General features: G+C 62.6%; 19 protein-coding genes. 5 read left to right on the top strand and 14 right to left on the bottom strand.

Annotation, left to right across the window (positions count from 1 at the left end; all coding sequences use genetic code 11):
- Positions 1–89: 89 nt before the first annotated feature.
- The 14 genes from urtA to cbiE all read right to left on the bottom strand — a co-directional run bounded on the left by urtA (position 90) and on the right by cbiE (position 15,886).
- Positions 90–1,355, bottom strand: a complete 1,266-nt coding sequence (gene urtA, locus AC1RBR_RS03200; protein ID WP_456018574.1) for an urea ABC transporter substrate-binding protein — start codon at positions 1,353–1,355, stop codon at positions 90–92.
- 232 nt (positions 1,356–1,587) lie between these two features.
- A complete protein-coding gene (locus tag AC1RBR_RS03205) occupies positions 1,588–2,010 on the bottom strand; it encodes a hypothetical protein (protein WP_492562949.1) in 423 nt (140 codons plus the stop codon).
- 215 nt (positions 2,011–2,225) lie between these two features.
- Positions 2,226–3,236 carry a FecCD family ABC transporter permease gene (locus AC1RBR_RS03210; RefSeq protein ID WP_492562951.1) on the bottom strand — a complete coding sequence of 337 codons (1,011 nt, stop codon included), beginning with the start codon at positions 3,234–3,236 and terminating at the stop codon, positions 2,226–2,228.
- A complete protein-coding gene (locus AC1RBR_RS03215; RefSeq protein WP_492562952.1) occupies positions 3,233–4,180 on the bottom strand; it encodes an ABC transporter substrate-binding protein in 948 nt (315 codons plus the stop codon). The genes AC1RBR_RS03210 and AC1RBR_RS03215 overlap by 4 nt, the downstream gene beginning before the upstream one ends.
- Positions 4,177–4,965, bottom strand: a complete 789-nt coding sequence (locus AC1RBR_RS03220; protein WP_492562954.1) for an ABC transporter ATP-binding protein — start codon at positions 4,963–4,965, stop codon at positions 4,177–4,179. Before AC1RBR_RS03220 ends, AC1RBR_RS03215 begins: the two co-directional genes overlap by 4 nt.
- A gap of 113 nt (positions 4,966–5,078) precedes the next feature.
- A complete protein-coding gene (locus AC1RBR_RS03225) occupies positions 5,079–7,202 on the bottom strand; it encodes a TonB-dependent receptor (RefSeq protein WP_492562955.1) in 2,124 nt (707 codons plus the stop codon).
- A gap of 156 nt (positions 7,203–7,358) precedes the next feature.
- The gene (locus AC1RBR_RS03230; RefSeq protein WP_492562957.1) at positions 7,359–8,732 is read right to left on the bottom strand and encodes a PepSY-associated TM helix domain-containing protein; all 1,374 of its coding nucleotides are present in this window, start codon (positions 8,730–8,732) and stop codon (positions 7,359–7,361) included.
- Between the two features lie 177 nt (positions 8,733–8,909).
- Positions 8,910–11,030 (bottom strand): TonB-dependent copper receptor, encoded by a 2,121-nt coding sequence (locus tag AC1RBR_RS03235; RefSeq protein WP_492562959.1) that lies wholly within the window; start codon positions 11,028–11,030, stop codon positions 8,910–8,912.
- Between the two features lie 85 nt (positions 11,031–11,115).
- Complete coding sequence (locus AC1RBR_RS03240) at positions 11,116–11,562, bottom strand: DUF2946 domain-containing protein (protein ID WP_443531684.1); 447 nt, start codon at positions 11,560–11,562, stop codon at positions 11,116–11,118.
- Positions 11,563–11,583: 21 nt separating this feature from the next.
- Positions 11,584–12,063: a copper chaperone PCu(A)C gene (locus tag AC1RBR_RS03245; protein WP_492562962.1), complete on the bottom strand. Its 480-nt coding sequence runs from the start codon at positions 12,061–12,063 to the stop codon at positions 11,584–11,586.
- A 47-nt stretch (positions 12,064–12,110) separates the two neighbouring features.
- A complete protein-coding gene (locus AC1RBR_RS03250; protein ID WP_492562964.1) occupies positions 12,111–12,509 on the bottom strand; it encodes a DUF2946 domain-containing protein in 399 nt (132 codons plus the stop codon).
- Between the two features lie 350 nt (positions 12,510–12,859).
- A complete protein-coding gene (locus tag AC1RBR_RS03255; RefSeq protein ID WP_492562965.1) occupies positions 12,860–13,588 on the bottom strand; it encodes a cobalt-precorrin-6A reductase in 729 nt (242 codons plus the stop codon).
- Positions 13,585–14,682 carry a cobalt-precorrin-5B (C(1))-methyltransferase gene (locus AC1RBR_RS03260; RefSeq protein ID WP_492562967.1) on the bottom strand — a complete coding sequence of 366 codons (1,098 nt, stop codon included), beginning with the start codon at positions 14,680–14,682 and terminating at the stop codon, positions 13,585–13,587. Before AC1RBR_RS03260 ends, AC1RBR_RS03255 begins: the two co-directional genes overlap by 4 nt.
- The gene (gene cbiE, locus AC1RBR_RS03265) at positions 14,675–15,886 is read right to left on the bottom strand and encodes a precorrin-6y C5,15-methyltransferase (decarboxylating) subunit CbiE (protein WP_492562968.1); all 1,212 of its coding nucleotides are present in this window, start codon (positions 15,884–15,886) and stop codon (positions 14,675–14,677) included. The genes AC1RBR_RS03260 and cbiE overlap by 8 nt, the downstream gene beginning before the upstream one ends.
- A 233-nt stretch (positions 15,887–16,119) precedes the next feature.
- Between cbiE and AC1RBR_RS03270 the strand changes: the two genes are divergently transcribed.
- The 5 genes from AC1RBR_RS03270 (at position 16,120) to cobJ (ending at position 21,244) form a co-directional block, all read left to right on the top strand.
- Positions 16,120–16,776 (top strand): hypothetical protein, encoded by a 657-nt coding sequence (locus tag AC1RBR_RS03270; protein WP_492562970.1) that lies wholly within the window; start codon positions 16,120–16,122, stop codon positions 16,774–16,776.
- Between the two features lie 119 nt (positions 16,777–16,895).
- Positions 16,896–18,194 carry a precorrin-3B synthase gene (gene cobG / locus AC1RBR_RS03275; RefSeq protein WP_492562972.1) on the top strand — a complete coding sequence of 433 codons (1,299 nt, stop codon included), beginning with the start codon at positions 16,896–16,898 and terminating at the stop codon, positions 18,192–18,194.
- A complete protein-coding gene (locus AC1RBR_RS03280; protein WP_492562974.1) occupies positions 18,187–18,813 on the top strand; it encodes a precorrin-8X methylmutase in 627 nt (208 codons plus the stop codon). Before cobG ends, AC1RBR_RS03280 begins: the two co-directional genes overlap by 8 nt.
- The gene (locus AC1RBR_RS03285) at positions 18,810–19,544 is read left to right on the top strand and encodes a precorrin-2 C(20)-methyltransferase (RefSeq protein ID WP_095138175.1); all 735 of its coding nucleotides are present in this window, start codon (positions 18,810–18,812) and stop codon (positions 19,542–19,544) included. Before AC1RBR_RS03280 ends, AC1RBR_RS03285 begins: the two co-directional genes overlap by 4 nt.
- The gene (gene cobJ / locus AC1RBR_RS03290) at positions 19,544–21,244 is read left to right on the top strand and encodes a precorrin-3B C(17)-methyltransferase (protein ID WP_492562975.1); all 1,701 of its coding nucleotides are present in this window, start codon (positions 19,544–19,546) and stop codon (positions 21,242–21,244) included. The genes AC1RBR_RS03285 and cobJ overlap by 1 nt, the downstream gene beginning before the upstream one ends.
- The last annotated feature ends 59 nt before the right edge of the window (positions 21,245–21,303 follow it).

Genomic DNA, 21,303 nt, shown 5'->3' on the forward strand with positions numbered 1-21,303 from the left:
TTGAATGACGAACTGCTTTCGCGAGCAAGCCCGCTCCCACAGGGGGAGTATGTCGGACTGAAAGTCTTACCAGCCCGACACCCAATGGCTCAGTTGCTCTTCACCGCATAATCCGGCTTCTTGTCGTTGCCATCGATAAACGGACTCCACGGCTGCGCGCGGATCGGGCCTTCGGTCTGCCACACCACGTTGAACTGACCGTCGCTCTGGATCTCGCCGATCATCACCGGTTTGTGCAGGTGGTGGTTGGTCTTGTCCATGGTCAGCGTATAACCGGACGGCGCGGTGAAAGTCTGGCCGGCCAGCGCTTCGCGGACTTTGTCGACGTCGGTGGACTTGGCTTTTTCCGCTGCCTGCGCCCACATGTGGATGCCGACGTAAGTGGCTTCCATCGGGTCGTTGGTCACCGCTTTGTCGGCGCCCGGCAGGTTGTGTTTCTTCGCGTAGGCTTTCCAGTCAGCGACGAACTTCTTGTTCACCGGGTTCTCCACGGACTCGAAGTAGTTCCACGCCGCAAGGTTGCCCACCAGCGGTTTGGTGTCGATGCCGCGCAGCTCTTCTTCACCTACCGAGAACGCCACCACCGGTACGTCGGTAGCCTTCAGGCCCTGGTTGGCCAGCTCTTTGTAGAACGGCACGTTGGAGTCGCCGTTGACCGTGGAGATCACAGCAGTCTTGCCGCCGGCGGAGAATTTCTTGATGTTGGCGACGATGGTTTGATAGTCGCTGTGACCGAACGGGGTATAGACCTCTTCGATGTCCTTGTCGGCCACGCCTTTGGAATGCAGGAACGAGCGCAGGATCTTGTTGGTGGTGCGCGGGTAGACGTAGTCGGTGCCGAGCAGGAAGAAGCGCTTGGCGCTGCCGCCTTCTTCGCTCATCAGGTATTCAACGGCGGGGATCGCTTGCTGGTTCGGCGCGGCGCCGGTGTAGAACACGTTCGGCGACATCTCTTCGCCTTCGTATTGCACCGGGTAGAACAGCAGGCCGTTGAGTTCTTCGAACACCGGCAGCACCGATTTACGCGACACCGAGGTCCAGCAACCGAACACCACGGCGACCTTGTCCTGGGTCAGCAACTGCCGGCCTTTTTCGGCGAACAGCGGCCAGTTCGATGCCGGGTCGACCACCACCGGTTCGAGCATCTTGCCGTTCACCCCGCCCTTGGCGTTGATCTCGTCGATGGTCATCAGCGCCATGTCTTTGAGCGACGTTTCGGAGATCGCCATGGTCCCGGACAACGAGTGCAGAATCCCGACCTTGATGGTCTCGGCGGCCTGGACAGTCCAGGTCATGCCCATCGCGGCAATGGATGCCGTGAGTGTGAAAGCCTTGATCAAACTGCGACGCTTCATTGTGCGATCTCCATGAACGTTAAAGTTTTTTATGGTTGGCAGATGCGGACGACTGAAGGTGTGTTTTGCAAGGGCTGTGCCCGGTCGGGATCGGGCAGGAAAATGTCGTGTCAGAGCGGTTGCGCGATAGCGGCGCGCACCAGGAGAGGACAAGCGAGTGGCGGTGGTGCGAGGGCGTGCTTCATTGTGGTGCTGCCGCAGGGCGACAGCACTTTTCAGGGAGTGGGCCGAATCAGCCCTTGACGCAGTTTTCCATACCGTGACCGCCGCCCTCATATTCCGGGCCGTAGTAGTACTTGATAAAGGACGTCTTGCCGTCTGGAGCTGATTTCATCTTTGCAATGCCAACGCCGTAGTCCTTCAAGGCGGGATCGGTGTGCGCAAAGTAAATGGCCAGCGAGTCTGCATCGGCTGCGGCAAAACCGTTGTACAGAGACTTGTCGGCGAGGGTCAGGGTGAAGCGGTAAGCACCGTACTCACCGGTACTTTGCCCGACATTCAGTGACATATCGACAGTGCCTCTGAATTCGCCGATATGGCTGTCCATTCCCTTGCATTCGTACGTACCGCTGTAATCCGTGCCGGTGAAGGGGGGCGGGCTTGCCCATGCAGGCGCCGAGATAAATGCGATTGAGGCAAGAATCGTCTTGAGCAACGTGATTTTCCTTTCGTGTTCGGACAGGCGCAGGACTCGCCGAGCCTTGCGCAGCGGATGGCTGAGTGTTCAGCGACCGCGGAAGACTAGGGCGCGTGCTTCCGACGGACAACCTGAAAAACCTGTAGGAAAAATCTTGGTTTCTTGCCGGGCGGAGTAAACGTCACGTTGGTGATCCCGCGCTGGCGAAACCAGCCTCATGCCTTACAGGAGGCTCAACGGCGGCGCATCAGGCCGATGAAGAACAGGCCGCCGATGGCCGCGGTGGCAACGCCGATGGGCAGGTCTTCCGGCGCGATCAGAGTCCGCGCGGCGACATCGACCCACACCAGAAACAGGCTGCCGAGCAGCACACAGGCGGGCAGCAATCGGCGGTGTTCGGCGCCGACCAGACGCCGGGCAATGTGCGGCACCATCAGCCCGACAAAACCGATCGAGCCACTGATCGACACCAGCACTCCGGTCATCAACGAGGCGATCACAAACACCCGCAAACGCACCGCGCGGGCATTCAGGCCAAGGGTGACGGCGGTCTGTTCGCCTGCCATCAGTGCGTTCAACGGCCGGGCCATGCCCAGCAACAGTCCGAGGCCGAGCAACACGCTCAGGGCCGGTACCGCCAGCAGCTCCCAGCGCGCCAGGCCGAGACCGCCGAGCATCCAGAACATCACTGCCGAGCTGGCGCGATGGTCGCCCATGAACAGCAGCAGATTGGCGATCGCCATCATCACGAACGACACCGCCACGCCGCACAGCAGCAGGCGATCGCTGTCGAGCCGACCCTGACGGTTGGCAATCCCCAGTACCAGAAACATGCTCAGCAATGCACCGATGAACGCGGCAATCGGCAGGGTCAGCAGACCGACGATCTCTCCGATGTGCAGCACCACGATCACGGCGCCAAGTGTCGCGCCGGAAGTGACGCCGAGCAGGTGCGGATCGGCCAGTGGGTTACGCGTCACTGCTTGCAGCACCGCGCCAATCAACGCCAGCCCGGCACCGACCAACGCCCCGAGCAACATGCGCGGCACACGGATCAGCCAGACAATGTGTTCCTGCCCGGCGCTCCAGCTCACCTCGCCGAAACCCAAGGCCTTGTGCAGGAGAATCCGCCACACCACGTCCACCGGCACCCGCGCCGGGCCAAAGCCCAGCGACACCACGCACGACATCAGCAACACGGCGCCGAGGGCGATCAGCAACAAGGCGTAGCGACGGTCGATCATTCGCCGTGGAATCCTTTGGCCAGGGTTTCCACCGCCAGCACGTTATCGATCCCCGGCGTGGCCTGCACGTAAGGGATGACGATGAAGCGCTGGTTCTTGATCGCATCGACCGATTGCAGCGCCGGGTTCTTCAGCAGAAATTCGATCTTCTGTTCAGCGGTGATTTCGCTGTAGTCGACGATCACGATCACCTGCGGATTGCGTTCGACCACGGTCTCCCAGTTGACCCTCGTCCAGCTCGCGTCGACGTCGTCGAGAATGTTGCGCCCGCCTGCAGCATCAATCAGCGCCTGCGGCATGCCGAGACGCCCGGAAGTCATGGCGCGGTCTTCGCCGCTGTCGTAGAGAAACACGCGCGGCTTGTTGGCGGGCAGGTCTTTGCGGATCTCGGCGACCTGATTTTGCATGTCGGCGATCAGTGCGTTGGCGCGATCCTGCACGTCGAAAATTTTCCCGAGATTGCGCAGGTCGTTGTAGGTGTCATCCAGTGTCGCCGCCGGGCGCTTCATCACGAAGGCGCAGGACTCGGTCAGCTCATACACGTTGATGCCCAGCGGTTGCAGGGTCTGCGGGGTGAGGTCGCCGCCTACGCGCATGCCGTAATCCCAACCGGCGAAAAAGAAATCGACGTTGGCGTTGAGCAGGGTTTCCACCGAAGGATATTTCGCAGCCAGCTCCGGCAAGCCGTCGAGCAGCGACTGCATCGCGGGCGTCACCGACTTCCAGCCGCTGACGCCGCTATAACCGGCCATGCGCGATTTGAGGCCGAGGGCGAGCATCATCTGGGTCATGTTGATGTCGTGGCTGACCGCGTGCTTCGGCGCCTCGTTGAAGGTCACTTCACGGTTGCAGCTGTGGATGGTCAACGGGTATTTCGTGGCTTCGGCGAAAGCCTGGGCACTGCACAACAAAAGAGCGACACAAAGCAGGGAACGCACAGTCATGGTCGGGTTATCCAGGTGATTCGCGGGTAGCCGTGGAGGGGATGGGAGTCGATCAACGCCTCGACGCCGAACACGTCACGCAACAGCTCGGTGGTGAGCACTTCTTGCGGCGTGCCGCTGGCGACGATGCGCCCGTGATTGATCACGTACAGTCGGTCACAGAACGCGGCGGCCAGGTTCAGGTCGTGAATGCTGGCGAGGGTGCCGATCTGCAGACGTTTGACCAGTTGCAGCAGTTCGAGCTGATAACGCGGGTCGAGGTGGTTGGTCGGCTCGTCGAGGATCAGCAATTGCGGTTGCTGGGTCAGGGCGCGAGCGAGGATTACCCGCTGTTTTTCACCGCCGGAGAGTGTGGCGAACGCATGGTCTTCGAAGCCGTCGAGTCCGACTGATCTGAGCGCTTGCGTCGCCAGATTGCGATCTTCCAGCGTGTCGCCATCGAACAGGCCTTTGTGCGGTGTGCGGCCCATGGCGACCACTTCTTCGACGGTCAGGCCAAAGGCGTCGGGAAATTCCTGCAGGACCACGGCGATGCGTTTTGCGCACCAGCGCGAGGACTGTTTCCACACGTTGTGATGATCGAGTCTGACCTCACCGCTTTCCGGCTGACTGAAGCGATAGGCGCAGCGCAGCAGGCTGGTCTTGCCGCTGCCGTTGGGACCGATCAAACCGACAAACTCACCGGCGGCCACCTGCAACGAGGCGTCACGCAGCTGGAACTGGTGATGGCAGTGGCCGTGGCCCAGGGGTGTCCAGGCGAGGTTGGCGAGGGTCAGTGAGGTCATCTTCTACTCTGAAATATCGGGTGTTGCTGATGACGCCTTCGCGAGCAAGCCCGCTCCCACAGTGGATCGCATTTCAATGTGGGAGCGGGCTTGCTCGCGAAGGGGCCGGTGAATCAAAAGGTGTAATCGGCCGTGACGAAGAACGATCTCGGCTCGCCGAGAATCCACTGCTGGCCCTCATTGTATTGGCTTTGTGCGTACTGGCGGTCAAACAGATTGTTCACCTGCAAGCCCAGCGTGGTGTTGCGCAGAGCTTGCCACGACAGCGTTGCATCGACCACGGTGTAACTTGGCAGCTCGTTGCGGTTGGCCATGTCGGCGTAACGCGCATCGACGTAACGCACACCGGCACCGGCCTTCAGATCATCGCTGAGGTTTTTGTTCAGCCACAGATTGGCGGTTCGACGCGGTACATCCACCGGGCGATTGCCGTTGTACGACAGGGTTTGCCCGTTGACTACCTCGGAGAAGTCATCGTACTTGGCCTTCACAATCGCCGCGTTGGCCTGCAGTTGCCAGGCATGCGGCAATTGCAGATCAAGGCTGGCCTCCAGGCCATTGGATGATTGCTGGCCGACCTGCTGCTTGAGCGTCGGGTTGCCCGGATCGTCGGTCAACAGCTTCTTCTTGACGATGCGATAGGCCGCCAGGGTGAACTCGCCACGCTGATCCCAGAACAACTGTTTCAGGCCGACCTCGGTCTGGCGCGCGGTCGAGAGGTCGTATTGCTGCTGGCTCGGACTGAGGGATATCAGGCCGCCGATGCCGTCGGTGCTGGTCGCGACCTGAGCGTAGAGCGAAGTCTCGGGCGTCAGGGCGAACACCAGTCCGGCCTTCCAGTTGTTGCCGGTCAGAGTCTTGTCGCTCTGGCTGTCGTCGATCAGGTTGTTGCGATCCACGTGTACGTAATCGCGGCGCACGCCGGTCACCAGCGACCAGCGTTCGCTCAGTTGCGTGCGGTTTTCAGCGAACGCTGACATCTGCTTTGTGGTGCTGTCGAACTGGTCGCGGTACGGGTTGGCACTTTCGAAGTAGCCCGGTTGCGGGTGATACAGATCCAGCGCCTGACCGTTCGGCAGCACGTCGTTGAACGGCGAGTTGCTGTTGAGCTGGAAGCGGATGCGGTTGTAATCGACGCCGGTCACGGTCTGGCTGTCGAGGCCGAACAGCGAGTGCTTGAAGGTGAAGGTCTGGCGGTCGCCGACCTGCTCTTGCCTGTGGCCAATGCCGAAGTAGCCGCTGCGGCTGAGTTGCTGGCTGTCGCGGTCGAAGTTGTAGTTCTCGGCGTTCTGCCAGCGGCGCTGGGCCTTGAGGTAGTACAGCTCGTTGCTGGCGCTGACCGCGTCGTTGATCTGCCAATCGGTGGTCAGGCGCGTCCACTGATCGTTGTAGTGCTGCTGGTCGTCGCGCACGTTGTAGTTCTTGTTACGCAGGCTGTCCTTCAACTGGCCGTTGATCAGTGGCGTGCCGAAGTAATTCTGCGGACGCTGGTCGCCGTAGTCGTGGGCGAGGGTGAAGGCCAGGTCGTCAGTGGCCTGCCAGCGCAGCGCGGCGCTGATGAAGTCGCTGGAGGAGTCACCGCGATCGATCCAGCCGTTGCTTCGCAGACGATTGAGATTGAGGCGATAGCTCAGGGTGTCGCTCAGCGAGCCGCCGCTGTCGAACGCCTGCTGCTGACTGTCGTAGGAACCGTAGCCGAGGCGCAGGTGATTTTCTATTTCGCCCTCGAACGGCTTCTTCGGAATCACGTTGACCACCGCGCCGGTCGCGCCTTCGCCGTACAGCACCGAGGCGGGGCCGCGCAGCACGTCGACGCGCTGCACCGCCCAGGTGTCGACCGGAAAGGTCACGGTGCCCATGCCGGTGTACATGCGGTTGCCGTCATACAACTGCATCACCGAACTCTGCCCGGTAAAACCGCGTGCCTGCAACGAGGTACCGCCATCGCCCGGGGTGCCGGTGCGGCTGATGCCGGTGCTGCGCGACACCGCGTCCTGCACGCTGCGATCGCCACGGGCGCGAACCTGCTCGCCGCTGAGGCTTTCGACGCTGGCCGGGGTTTCCATGGCCGTCAGGTTCAGGCGCGAGCCGGCGGTGGTCGGCGTGGTCAGGCTGACGCTTTCTTCGTCAATCGCAGGCGCGGAGATGGTGCCGGTGGGCAGCGTCAGCGGTTGGCCATCGGCGTTGGCGTTGTTCAGGGCGAACAGGCAGAGGCTGGACAAGAGGTACTTGTTCATCGGGGCGGTGAATCACTTCTTCAAAAGAAAGCCCGCAACTTGTGGCTGCGGGCAGAGCGGCATATTTGTGTTACACAGTAACACTAAAGAATGCCGGAGTTTAAGCCCCGGCAGTTTAAAGATCTGTCTGAAACGCGCATCTCGCCTGCTTCACGATCAAGTTGAGGCAGATTCAGCTTGGCGGCCCAGACGCGACAACAGCAGGCGATCCAGCAGCCAGACCAGTACCAGCGAAGCGCCCACCAGCGGAAAGATCACGGCCAGCGCGAGCATGATCGCCACACCGGTTTTCCATTTCGGCAGGTCATGGCGCAGCGGCGGCACGCCGAACTTGCCTTGCGGCCGCCGCTTCCACCAGATCACCACGCCGCTGAGGGCGCTGAGCAGAATCATCAGGCAGATCAGCAGCACGACGATCTGGTTGAAGGTGCCGAACATCTTGCCTTCATGCAGCATCACGCCGATTTCCGTGGCCCGCGCCACTGCGCCGTACTGCTCGAAACGCACATCGGCGAGGACCTTGCCGGTGTACTGATCGACATGCAGGGTCGCATCGTTACGCGGGTCGTCGGCGAACACGGCAATGGTGAACACGCCGGTCGCGGTGGTTGGCAGAGTGATGCTGTAGCCGGGTTCGACCTTGCGCTCAATTGCGATGTTCTGCACGTCTTGCAAACTGATCGCGGGAGCGGCGGGGCCGTGTTGCATGCCGCCGTGGGCCATGTGCTCGGCATGGTCACCGGACATCGGCATCGGCGTGTTTTCCATTGCCCACGGCACGGTCTGGCGCGCGGCGTTGTTGAGGCTGCCGGCCTCGACGTCGGAGGTCGGCACGTTGTTCCACATCGCCGCCGGGAACACGTTCCATACCTGGGCGTACTGCTTGCCCCAGAAGCCGGTCCAGGTCATGCCGCTGAGCAGCATCACCAGCAGCAATGCCGCGCCCCAGAACCCGGTGACCGCGTGCAGATCACGCCACAATACCCGACCGCGACTGTTCAGGCGTGGCCACAGAATTCCGGCGGCCTGACCGCGCGGCCACCACAGAAACACCCCCGACACCACCAGCACCACGCCCCAACCGGCGGCGAGTTCGATCAGGCGATCACCGAGCGTGCCGATCATCAGTTCGCCGTGAATCGCGCGGGCGACGGCTTGCAGATTTTTCTTCGCATCCTGCTCGCCGAGAATGTCGCCGTGGTACGGATCGATGAATACGTTGAGTTCATGACCCTCATTCTTCACGACAAACTGAGCGCTGCGCTCGGCGTTGGCCGGCGGCAGGTATTGGCTGATCTGACCCTGTGGATAAGCGCTCTTGACCCGTTGCAGCAGATCATCGGCCGGCACCGTGTGATGCCCGGCGGGGACGTTGAGCAGGCTGCTGTACATCAGTGAATCGAGTTGCGGTTTGAACAGGTAGATGATGCCGGTCAGGGCCAGCATTACCATGAAGGGCGCGACGAATAGGCCGGCATAGAAATGCCAGCGCCACGCCAGGTTGTAGAAATTCGGTTTGGGCTTTTGCATCACGTTTGCTCCGCTTGGCTTGGATCTTTTAGTTGTTCTGTATGGGTAGCGTCACCGCTGCACTCCTGTGGGAGCGGGCTTGCTCGCGAAAGCGTCGTGTCAGGCGCCACCCGTGCCGGATGTGCCGCCGTCTTCGCGAGCAAGCCCGCTCCCACAGGGGCAGGGCGTGCCGCTCGGTTAGAAACTCATATCGACCTTGGTCCAGAGCGTGCGCCCCGGTTCATTGATCGCTTGCGGGTCGTTGGCCGGGTAGCCGAAACCGGCGTTACCGGCCAGGTTCAGGTGCTCGGCGTAAGCCTTGCCGAACAGGTTGTCGACGCCGGTGCTGACCTTCCAGTTGTTGTTGATCCGGTAGGCGCCGTTGAGCGAGAACACGCCAAAGCCGCCGCTCTTGTCGTAGTCCTTGCCGACCACGTTGCCCTTGTTCTGGTCGATGCGCTTTTGCGCCGCGACCACGCGCCACAGCGCCCCGGCGCTCCAGTTGTCTTCGCTGTAGGTCAGGCCGAAACGCGCATCCAGCGGCGGCATTTGCGGCAGGGCCTTGCCGTCGCTGCTGTTCTTGCCCCAGGCGTAAGCCAGGGTCGCATCGGCTTTCCAGTTATCGGTGAGTTTGTAAGCGGCACCGAGTTCGCCACCCATGATCCGTGCGTCGATGTTTTCCGCGCGCGAAGTACTCATGCCCATCATCGTTGGCGTGTAGTCGAACAGGATGTAGTCGCGCACCACACCGACGTAACCCGAGGCCCAGGCTTCGAGTTCGGCGGTCTTGTAGTTCACGCCGAAGTCGAACTGGGTGGTCTTCTCCGGTTTGACCGAGTCGAACGCATTCAGCGAACCGGCCGGGCCGGACTTCGGTGAAAACAGCTCCCAGTAATCCGGGAAGCGCTGCGCGTGACCGAGGCCGGCGTACAGTGTGGCCGGGCTGTCAGCAAGGTCATGCTCGTAACGCACGAAGCCGCTCGGCAAGGTGTCGGCGCGGGTCTGGTCGGCGGTCGGGTTGGGGCGGCTCATCATTCCGGAGCTAATGCGCTGCCGGTAATCCTTGGCCGAAGCACGGTCGACCCGGGCGCCGGTGATCAGCCGATCACGGTCGGCGGCGTACCAAGTCATTTCGCTGAACACGCCGTAGTTATGGAAATCGGCGTCCTTGGTGTAGGGCTGATCCTTGTAGGTGTCGATGCCCATGCCACTGCGCTGACGGTGTTCGTTGGTCTGCGCATCAAGGCCGGTGATCAACTGGATGTCGGCCCAGCGCCAGGTCGCCTTGATCCGCGCGCCGAGGGTGCGACGGTCGACGTTGGACGCCATGGGCCCGGCCATCATCCCGGTGCCGGATGGCGTGCGCAGGGTGTAGTTGTCCATCACGTGGTCGGCGTAGTTGTAGTAGACCTGTGCTTCGAGTTTCTCCAGCACGTCGGTGATGTTGGATTTTTCGAAGCGCAGGCCGAGGCTTTCGCGCAGGAACTGCGAACCGTCCATGCCGCGTCCGGCGTAGCGCGCTTCGCCATCGCCCTTGCCTGCGGTGAGTTCGATCAGGGTGTCGGCGTCCGGGGTCCAGCCGAGCGCGATGTCACCGTTCCACTTGTCGTAGCGCGACGGCACGCTGTCGTTGTTGCCGTCGCGATAGTCGTCGGAGTGCGCGGTGTTGCCGATCACTCGCACGTAGCCCAATGGCCCGCCGGCAGCGGCGTCGACAACTTTGTCGAAGCGTCCGTTGGAGCCGGCCAGCGCGCTGGCATTCACCCGCGTGCCGAGTTCGCCGAAGCTCTCCGGCTCACGGTCGAAGAGGATCGTGCCGGCCGATGCGCCCGGCCCCCAGAGTACGGTTTGCGGGCCCTTGATCACCGTGAGTTTGTCGTAGGTTTCCGGCGAGATGTACGAGGTCGGCGCGTCCATCCGCCCGGGGCAGGCGCCGAGCAGCATGCTGCCGTTGGTGAGAATGTTCAGGCGCGAACCGAACATCCCGCGCAGCACCGGATCACCGTTGGTGCCGCCGTTGCGCACCAGAGCGAAGCCGGGAATGGTCTTCAGATAATCGCCGCCATCGCTGGCCGGCACCGGTTGGCGCGGGTCCTTGGGGTTGGTGACGATAGTCAGCGGCGAGCTTGGAGCGATCGCGGTGATCACCGTCGGACTCAATTCTTGGTTGTACCCGGCGTGGTCATCGGCGAGCACCAGCGGGGACAGCAGGACACCGCAAAGGACGGCAGTAGCATGTGAGAAACGAATGCGCGATTCGTTCAAGGCAAAGGAAGCCTGGGCAGAACCCGAGCGTGGAACAGCAGAAAACCTGGACATGACAATTTCCATCAAACAGTCGTAAACGACACGGCCGGCAGCATGAAACTGTCTTCTCAACCGTGTGCAATCAAAGGTGCGGTGTTTACGCGTTGACGGGCGGTGCGCGGGTGCGGGCGCCGGGGAAGAAGGTCTGCCGGGCGTGGCCCAGACGTGGAGATGATGGGGTGAAGGTGTTGACGTGGGCGATGCTGAACGTGGCGAAAGTGCCGCCCCCGGTCAGCGCCGGGCAGTTGAACAGCAGGCTGCAATAACCGCACTTTTCCCACAGAGCGTGGTGCGAGGATTGCGGCGGGCAGTGTTCGGCAGCCGGTTGTGCGCCGTGCGCGGCATGATCCATGCCCGGCATGTCCATCGCCATGTCCATGGGCATCGGCATGGACGTCGAGGCGTGTTGATCCATCGGCATCGACTGAGAAATCAGCGGGCCGATGAAGATCATCAACATGGCGAACAGGGCGATCCAGCTACCGCGGGTCAGAGTCTGGCTCTGGCGATGCAGGCGGGACGCCCCGGCGCGTTGCGGGCGCACGGGCGTGGTCAGCCGGATCGGTTACTGGGCGTGATCGTGTGCCTGGGTGTCTTGCGGAGGTTTCTTCTGCACCGCGACTTCGACGGTCACGTCACCGGCCTTCTCGAAATGCAGGGTCAGCGGGAAGCGTTTGCCGTCGTTGAGCAGGCTGCGGTCTTTCGGGTTGAGCAGCATCACGTGATAGGCCATCGGCGCGAACGTGACCTTGCCACCGGCAGGAATCACCACGTCGGGCACCTGCTGCATCTTCATCAGATCGCCCTGCATCACGTGCTCATGCAGTTGCGCTTCGGCGGTGATCGGCGAGTCGACGCCGAGCAGGCGGTCGTCGGTCTTGCCGGGATTGCTGATCACGAAATAAGCCGCGACGGTCGGCGCGTTGGGCGGCAGCTCCTGCGACCACGGGTGAGCGATTTCCAGCTCGCCGGCCTTGTATTCGTGGGCATGGGCGAAGCAAGCAGGCAGCAACAGCGCAGCGATGACGAAGAGTTTGTTCAACATGGCAGTTCTCCAGAACGATGTGAAACGCAGGTCAATTGCGAGACAGATCAGACCAGAGGCGAGGCGCGGGGATTGAGGCTCGGCCATTGCTGGCGCGGTGTCGGTGTTTGCAACGAGGGCGGCGCCACGCTGCGATTGCTTTCGTAGCGGGCGAAATACAGCTGCGGCGTATGGCCCGGCAACGCCACCAGCGGCGCAGAACCCGAGCAGCACCAGCAATGCTGCATGTTGGAATGGCTGTCGTTGGACGGGGCTTTCTGCTCCGTGGTGCCGATGTTGATCGCCACCATCTTCGTCCCGCTGCCGGTGCAGAAACTGCTCCACAGCAATTGCTCGGCCGGTGAACTGGCCGCCTGCGCCATCGCCCCGGTCATCGGCATGGCGAGCATGTTGAACAGCACTGCGAAGCAGGCGATCCAGGCAAGTGCAAGCCGGTGTCGGTTCATGGGACAGATCCGTTGGGTGGGCAATCAGGCGCGGGCTATTTAGCCTGATCAGGGCCGATAAGTAAAAAGGCGTCGTGCGGTTTGGTGTCGCAGATCAATCAAAAGGAGTGTAGCGGTTGAAGTTCGCAGCGCCATACTCATTCGCCGATCCTGTAGGAGCTGACGAGTGGAACGAGGCTGCGATCTTTTGATCTGTCTTTTCAACGTTCAGCATACGAGCTCTCAGGGACGGCGCCTTCGCGAGCAAGCCCGCTCCCACAGGGTTTCTGGCATACACAGACTATGCGGTTGCCGCCGACCACTGTGGGAGCGGGCTTGCCCGCGAAGGCTTATTCGAGAGCTGCACTGGGTTAAAGCCGGATGAAGGCGGCAAGGGCAGCAAGGACTTCATCCGTTGTCAGAAACTCCCGATCAACCCCCGGCAACACCGGCCGCTTCAACACCATCACCGGCACTCGCAACTCCCGCGCCACTTCCAGTTTCGGCTCGGTCGCGGTGCTGCCGCTGTTCTTGCTGATCAACACATCGATCTGCCGGCGTTCAAACAGCGCGCGTTCTTCCTCAAGCAGAAACGGCCCACGGGCGCCGATCACTTCGCAGCGTTCGTTGCCGGGGTAGACGTCGAGGGCGCGCAGGGTCCAGAACTGGTTGGCAGGGATTTCGTCGAGGTGTTGCAGCGGTTCGCGGCCGAGGGTGAACAGCGGGCGGCAGAACGGTTTGAGGGCTTCGATCAGTTCAGCCCAGTCGCCGACTTCTCGCCAGTCATCGCCCGGTTGCGGCTGCCACGCGGGGCGGCGCAGGGCCCAGCAGGGAATGCCGGACAGTTGCGCGGCACTGGCGGCGTTGCGGCTGATTTGCGCGGCGTAAGGGTGGGTCGCATCGAACAACAGGTCGATGCCTTCAGCGCGAATGAATTGCGCCAGACCTTCGGCGCCGCCGTAGCCGCCGACGCGCACCTGACAGGTCAGGTCGGTAGGCACTCGGCCCACGCCGGCCAGACTGTAAATGTGTTCTGGCCCCAGCGTACGGGCGATGGCCAACGCCTCGGTGACGCCGCCGAGCAACAAGATCCGTTTCATGCAAAACCTCCGGCATGGCCGACGATGCCGCCCTGGCGATCAATTGCAAACACCTCGACCTGTACCTGTGCCGGTACCACGCTGCGGGCGAAATTCAGCGCGTGGCGACAGACCTCATCGCCGAGGGCGACGCCTGCCGCGCTGGCCATCGCCAAGGCCTGCTGACTGGTGTTCGCTTCACGAATGCTCTGCTGCAATGCCTGATCGGCACCCATCGCCGCCGCCCATTCAGCCAGTTGCGGCAGATCGATACTCGAATGCCGCGAGTGCAGATCCATGTGCCCGGCCGCCAGTTTGCTGATCTTGCCGAAGCCGCCGCACAGGCTGAGTTTATCCACCGGCACTTTGCGCAAATGCTTGAGCACCGCGCCGACAAAGTCACCCATTTCGATCAAGGCGATTTCCGGCAGGTCGTAGACCCGGCGCATGGTGTCTTCGCTGGCGTTGCCGGTGCACGCGGCAATGTGCAGATAGCCGTTGGTTTTGGCGACATCGATGCCCTGATGGATCGAGGCGATGTACGCCGCGCAGGAAAACGGCCGGACGATACCGCTGGTGCCGAGGATCGACAAACCACCGAGAATGCCCAGACGCGGATTCATGGTTTTCAACGCCAGCGCTTCACCGCCCTCGACGTTGACCGTGACCTCGAAGCCGCCGGCATAAGCGCTTTCGGTGGCGAGCAGCGTCAGGTGGTCGCTGATCATCTTGCGCGGTACCGGGTTGATCGCCGGTTCACCGACGCCGAGCACCAGCCCCGGTCGGGTCACGGTGCCGACACCTGCGCCCGCGACAAAGCGAATCCCCGGCTCGGCCAGCAGCCGCACGTGTGAATAGAGCAGCGCACCGTGAGTTACGTCCGGGTCGTCGCCGGCATCCTTGATCGTTCCGGCCTCGGCGCCGCCTTCGGTCAGCCGGCAGAACTCCAGGCGCATCTGCACCTGTTTGCCTTTGGGCAGGACGATCTGCACCGCATCCGCCGACGTACCGCCGAGCAGCAGGCGGGCGGCGGCGAGGCTGGTGGCAGTGGCGCAGCTGCCGGTGGTCAGACCGCTGCGCAGGGGCGCGGGTTGTTCGGCGGTTTCGTCACGCATCGAGGGGTTTGACCAGATCCAGCAGGGTAATCGGCAACGCCTGACGCCAGGTGTCGAACTCGCCCAGCGGTTGCGCCTGGGCAACGTGGATTCGGGTCAGTTCGCCGCCGTGGCGTTCGCGCCAGTGCATCAGGCTGATTTCACTTTGCAGGGTCACGGCGTTGGCGACCAGCCTGCCACCGGGTTTGAGTTGTTCCCAGCAGGTTTCAAACACGCCATCGCGGGTCACGCCGCCGCCGATGAAGATCGCGTCCGGGCGCTCCAGTCCGGCGAGGGCTTGCGGCGCACGGCCACGCACCAAGTGCAGACCGGGCACGCCCAACGCGTCGCGGTTGTGTTCGATCAAGGCCTGTCGGCCTTCGTCCGCCTCGATGGCGATGGCGCGGCAGCTCGGGTGCGCGCGCATCCATTCGATGCCGATCGAGCCGCAACCACCGCCGACATCCCACAGCAGTTCACCGGGAATCGGCGCGAGGCGGGCGAGGGTGATCGCGCGTACATCGCGTTTGGTCAGTTGCCCGTCGTGCTGGAATGCCGAGTCGGGCAGGCCGGCAAGACGCGACAGGCGCGGCGCCTGCGGATCGGCCCGGCATTCGATGGCGATCACATTCAGATCGGCAATCGCCGGGTCATTCCATTCATGGGCAGTACTGTCGATGCGCCGTTCGGCATCGCCACCCAGGTGCTCAAGTACAGTCAGGCGACTGCCGCCAAAACCGCGCTCGCGCAGCAGCGCCGCGACGGCCGCCGGACTTTGCCGGTCATTACTCAGCAACAACAGACGCACCCCGCTGAACAGCTGCGCATTGAGTGCCGCCAGTGGTCGCGCCACCAGCGATAGGGTGACCACCTCTTGAAGCGGCCAGCCGAGTCGGGCGGCGGCCAGCGAACAGGAGGAGGGCGCGGGCAGGATCAGCATCTCGATACTCGGCACGTGTCGCGCAAGGCTCGCGCCTACGCCGTAGAACATCGGATCACCACTGGCCAACACGCACACCGCTTCGCCGCGCTGCTCCAATACCGGCGCGAGGGAAAACGGACTCGGCCACAAATCGCGTTCGCCGCGAATGCACACCGGCAGCAAGTCCAGTTGCCGCTGGCCGCCGATGATCCGCGAGGCGCCCATCAGGGCCCGCCGGGCATTTTTGCCCAGGCCCTTGAAGCCGTCTTCACCGATTCCCACAACCGTCAGCCAGGGTGTCATGCCGTTCCTTAATTCCGAGTAGATCTTCACGGGCGGCATGATAACGCGGCTGCCGGCATCTGACGCGGGTCTGTCGTCGCGGCATGTCGAGAGCAACGCGGAAACTTAATGTCGAGTAATAGTGATTTTTTAAACTTCTGTTTTTGTTAGTTTGATTCAAGTCAGTTCTTTTTAATAAGTCTGGCGCAATGAAGCTATAAATTTAATACGTGCCAAGTTGGCAGGGGGGCGATATGGATATCAATTCAGCTACACGTTTAAGTCAGAATAATGCAGTTGCCGTTAATAATATGTTGTTCGTCGGGCTGGAGGGGCGTGCAGAGGCCGATAACAGATTTGTGAGGAACTGCATTTATCTCGCGCAGATTGCGGCGGACAGCCGTTGTGACAGCAGCCTTCAGCCTGCAGAGTGGTTCGATTACTTTGTCGGAGGCCTGTGGTCATGTGGCTGGAAACAGGAGGAGAAACCGGTGGTGCTGGTCCAGGAGGCGTTTTCCGGAAGTGTGCAGGAGGCGTGGCGGCGGTCGACAGCACCCTTGCTCGCGAGCGTTCAACTAGCGCAGGTTGAAGCCGGGCTGGCAGCGCTTGAAAAAGATGTAGCGCTACTGCAAAAGTTTACCGCCCTGAGTGGCAAGGCCTTCACCTCGCACATTGTACCGGTCAGTCAGAACGCCAACGGCGAGTTGGTTGTGGTGTTCAGCCAAATCCGCTTTTTCAAGTTGGTATTGAGTACCAACTACCTGTTCTGGCAGGTCCATCAACCGATGTCGCAACTGGACATCCGCGCCAGAAGAATGGTGATCAATCGCCGGGACATCGACAAAAACCGGGACGTTGTAGATCAGGCGATTCGCGAGAGTGTGGCTGACCTTGAAGAGGTCGAACTCTGAAAAGCCGCAGTTTCCGACCGGCAGGCATTTTCATGCGCTCGGGCAAAGCAGGCATAATGGCGACCTTTCGCCCACCACAGCGCTGCCAGCCAGCCGGTCATCCCTTGAACGAACGCTCTATGTCCACCGCTCTGCGCCCCTCGGCTTGTCCGGGGTTGCTGCGTATTGTCCAGGCGCTGGATGGCGGTATCTGCCGGATCAAGCTCAATGGCGGCTCGATCACCGCTGATCAGGCCGCCGCGGTGGCCGATGCCGCCGAGCGTTTTGCCAGTGGCGCGATCGAGGCGACCAACCGCGCCAATCTGCAGATTCGCGGCATCGGCGAGCAGTCAGCGGCATTGATCGACAGTTTGCTGACCGCCGGCCTGGGGCCGCAAACCGCAGCGGGCGACGATGTGCGCAACCTGATGCTCAGCCCGAGTGCCGGGATCGATCAGCAGTTGCTGTTCGATACCCGCCCTTTGGCCGAACAGATTCTGGCGACATTGCAGACGCATCCGCGTTTTCACGAATTGAGCGCCAAGTTCGCCGTGCAACTGGACGGCGCTGAGGCGTTGGCGATGCTCAAGCATCCGCATGATCTGTGGCTGTCGGCGTTCGAGCATGACGGTGAAATATTGTTGGCGTTCGGCCTGTCCGGCTGCCCGACCGATCATGCGGCCGGTGTTGTGACACTGGATAGCGGCCATGCGCTGGTGGTCGCGGTGCTGGAGTTGTTCCTTGATCTGGCACGACCGGAGCAGACGCGCATGCGCCATTTGCTCGATGAACTGCCGCTGCAGGCGTTTCTCGAACAGTTGCGCGAACGCGTGGCGATCAAAGCTGCTGTTGCTCGACAGCGCACGCCGCTGGCGGATGCTCTGCACATCGGTGTCCACCGGCAAAATGCTGACGACCGGGTATATGTCGGTGCGGTGCCGGCGCTTGGCCGTCTCGATCCGGCCATGCTGCGCGGTGCGGCTCGACTGGCCCGCGAGTTCGGGGATGGCAGCCTGCGTTTCACACCTTGGCAAAGTCTGCTGCTGCCGAACGTGAAGCCCGCCGACGCGGCGCGAGTCCTGCAACACCTGACGCAATTGCACTGGCTGACCGACGCCGGCGAGCCGCTGTCCCGACTGATTGCCTGCACCGGCTCCAGCGGCTGCGGCAAAGGCCTGGCCGATACCAAACATGATGCGCGGCTGCTGGCGACGCTGCTGCCACAGGCGCAGCACGTGCACCTGTCCGGTTGCCCGCGCTCTTGCGCGGCGGCCCATCGCGCAGCGGCGACATTGCTGGCGGTCAACCCCGGTCATTACGATCTCTATTTTCGCGATGCAGCGCTGCCGGGTTTCGGCACGCTGCACGCACGCAACCTTACTATTGAAGCGGCCGCGATCCTGCTCGACGCCCGCTCACGGAGCCCCCTTGATGCTTGATTACATCCGCGACGGTCAGGAGATCTATCGCAACTCCTTCGCGATCATTCGCAGCGAGGCCAATCTGGCGCGCATCCCGGCCGATCTGGAAAAACTCGCGGTGCGGGTGATCCACGCCTGCGGCATGGTCGAGGCCGTCGATGGTCTGCTGTTCTCCGAAGGTGCCGGCAAGGCCGGGCGCGATGCGCTGGCGGCCGGTGCGCCGATCCTGTGCGATGCGCGGATGGTCTCCGAAGGCGTGACCCGCGCCCGTCTGCCGGCCAACAATCAGGTGATCTGCACCTTGCGCGACGACAGCGTGCCGGATCTGGCCCGCGAGTTGGGCAACACCCGCTCGGCGGCGGCGCTGGAACTGTGGCGTCCGCACCTGGAAGGCAGCGTGGTGGTGATCGGCAACGCGCCGACCGCACTGTTTTACCTGCTGGAAATGCTCGACGCCGGCGCACCGAAACCGGCGCTGATCCTCGGCTTCCCGGTGGGCTTCGTCGGCGCCGCCGAATCGAAAGCGGCGCTGGCGGCTGACAGTCGCGGCGTACCGTTCGTGATCATGCAAGGCCGGCTCGGCGGCAGCGCCATGGCCGCAGCCGCAGTCAATGCCCTCGCCACGGAGATCGAATGATGCAGGCCAAAGGACGTCTGATCGGCCTCGGTGTGGGCCCCGGTGATCCGGAACTGATTACCGTCAAAGCCCTGCGTCTGCTGCGCGAGTCGCCAGTGGTGGCGTACTTTGTCGCCAAGGGCAAGAAGGGCAACGCGTTCGGCATCATCGAAGCGCACCTGCAGGACGCGCAGAATCTGTTGCCGCTGGTGTACCCGGTGACCACCGAAGTGCTGCCGGCGCCACTGTCCTATGAACAGGTGATCAGCGACTTCTACGATGAAGCCTCCGAGACAGTGGCTGCGCATCTGGACGCCGGCCGCGATGTGGCGGTGATCTGTGAAGGCGATCCATTCTTCTACGGCTCCTACATGTATCTGCATGACCGGTTGTCCACGCGCTATGAAGCCGAAGTGGTGCCGGGCGTGTGCTCGATGCTCGGCGGCGCCTCGGTGCTCGGTGCGCCGTTGGTGTATCGCAACCAGAGTCTGTCGGTGCTCTCCGGCGTCTTGCCGCACGAGGATCTGAAGCGGCGCCTGGCCGACGCCGATGCGGCGGTGATCATGAAGCTGGGGCGCAACTTTCCCAAAGTCCGTGCAGTACTTGAAGAGCTCGGTCTGGCCGAGCGGGCGCTGTACGTCGAACGCGCGACCATGGCCAATCAGAAGATCGTGCCGCTGGATCAGGTCGAGCCGATGTCCTCGCCGTACTTCTCGCTGATCATCGTCCCGGGCGAACGGTGGCAAGGTTGATGACGCCATCCACACCGGCCATTGTCATCCTCGGACAAGGCGCGCTCGCCACCGCACGGCGGATCCAGCAGTTGTATCCGACGGCGCAGATCCATGGCCTCGCCGGGCGCGTCGAAGGCGCCGACTGCAGTTATCAGGAATTCGGCGCGACCCTACGTGAGCTGTACCAGCGAGACACGCCGATCATCGCCCTGTGTGCGGCCGGCATTGTCATCCGCACCCTGGCGCCGTTGCTGCTGGAGAAGGGCGCTGAACCGGCGGTACTCGCTGTTGCCGAAGACGGCAGCGCTGTGGTGCCGCTGCTCGGCGGCCTCGGCGGAGTGAATGTCATGGCCCGGGAAATCGGTGCCGCATTGCAGGTCGCCGCGGCGATCACCACCAGTGGCGAATTGCGCTTTGGCACTTGTCTGCTCAATCCACCCAGCGGTTATGCGCTGGCTGATCTGGAGCTGGGCAAGCGTTTCGTTTCCGATCTGCTGGCCGGGCACAGCGTGCGCATCGAAGGCGCCGCGCCGTGGCTGGAGCAGGCGCAGTTGCCGCAAGACCCGCAGGCGCAGCGCTCGATTCATGTTGGCAGTGCCGAGCGTGCAGCGAGCGCCAATGAGCTGCTGATCTATCCACGCAGTGTGGCGGTGGCGGTGAGTGCGCAGTTGGATGATCTGCCGCATGCCGTGCGCGCCGCATTGCAGCAGGCCGGGGTTGCGCGGCAGTCGCTGGCCTGTCTGCTGGCGGCTGACACTGAAGTGGCGTCGGCCAGACTGCGTGAAGCCGCCCTCGAACTGGGAGTGCCGCTGCGCTTTGTCGCGGCGCAGAAAGACCTCGGCGAGTTGGCTCGTCAGGCACTGCCGCAGGCCGCGATCAGCAATGCCAACGGTCTGGCGATTGCGCGCGCCGAACAGCCGCTCGACGTCGCGCAGATCGGTCGTCAACGTGGGCGCCTGGCGGTGATCGGCCTTGGCCCCGGCGCTGCCGAGTTGATGGTGCCTGCGGTCAAGGCGGAACTGGCGCGGGCCACCGATGTGCTCGGCTACGAAACCTATGTGCGCATGGCCGGTCCGTTCCGCGATGATCAGGTGCAGCACTGCACCGACAATCGCGAAGAAATGCAGCGCGCCCGCCACGCCTTCCGGCTGGCGGCCGAGGGCCGTTCGGTGATCGTGGTCTCGTCCGGCGATCCCGGCGTGTTCGCCATGGCCGCGGCGGTGCTCGAAGCGTTGCACGAGTCGACCGATCCGGCCTGGCACAGTGTCGAGCTGGAAATCCTGCCAGGTGTATCCGCCTCGCTCGCCACGGCTGCGCAAGCGGGGGCGCCGCTGGGTCATGATTTCTGCGTGATGTCGCTGTCGGACAACCTCAAGCCGTGGTCGATCATTGAAAAGCGTCTGGATCTGGCGGCGGAGGCCGATCTGGCCCTGGCCTTCTATAACCCGATCTCCCGGGCGCGCCCGTGGCAATTGGGGCGTGCGCTGGAAATCGTCGCGCAGCATCGCACTGCGGCTACGCCTGTGGTGCTGGGGCGCGACATCGGTCGCCCGGGGCAAACCCTGCGCGTGACGACACTGGGGCAACTGACCACGGATCAGGTGGACATGCGCACCATGGTCCTGATCGGTTCCTCGACCACTTGCACCTTTGCCAAAGCGGACGGGGGCGAGTGGGTCTACACGCCGCGCTGGTACGGCGAAAAGCCGCAGTCCTGAGCCGTTGGCGAGGGAGCTTGCTGCCTCGCCAACCGCGATCTCCCGCACAGATTGTTTCC

This window comes from Pseudomonas sp. GW823-FHT01D03, from assembly GCF_058798255.1.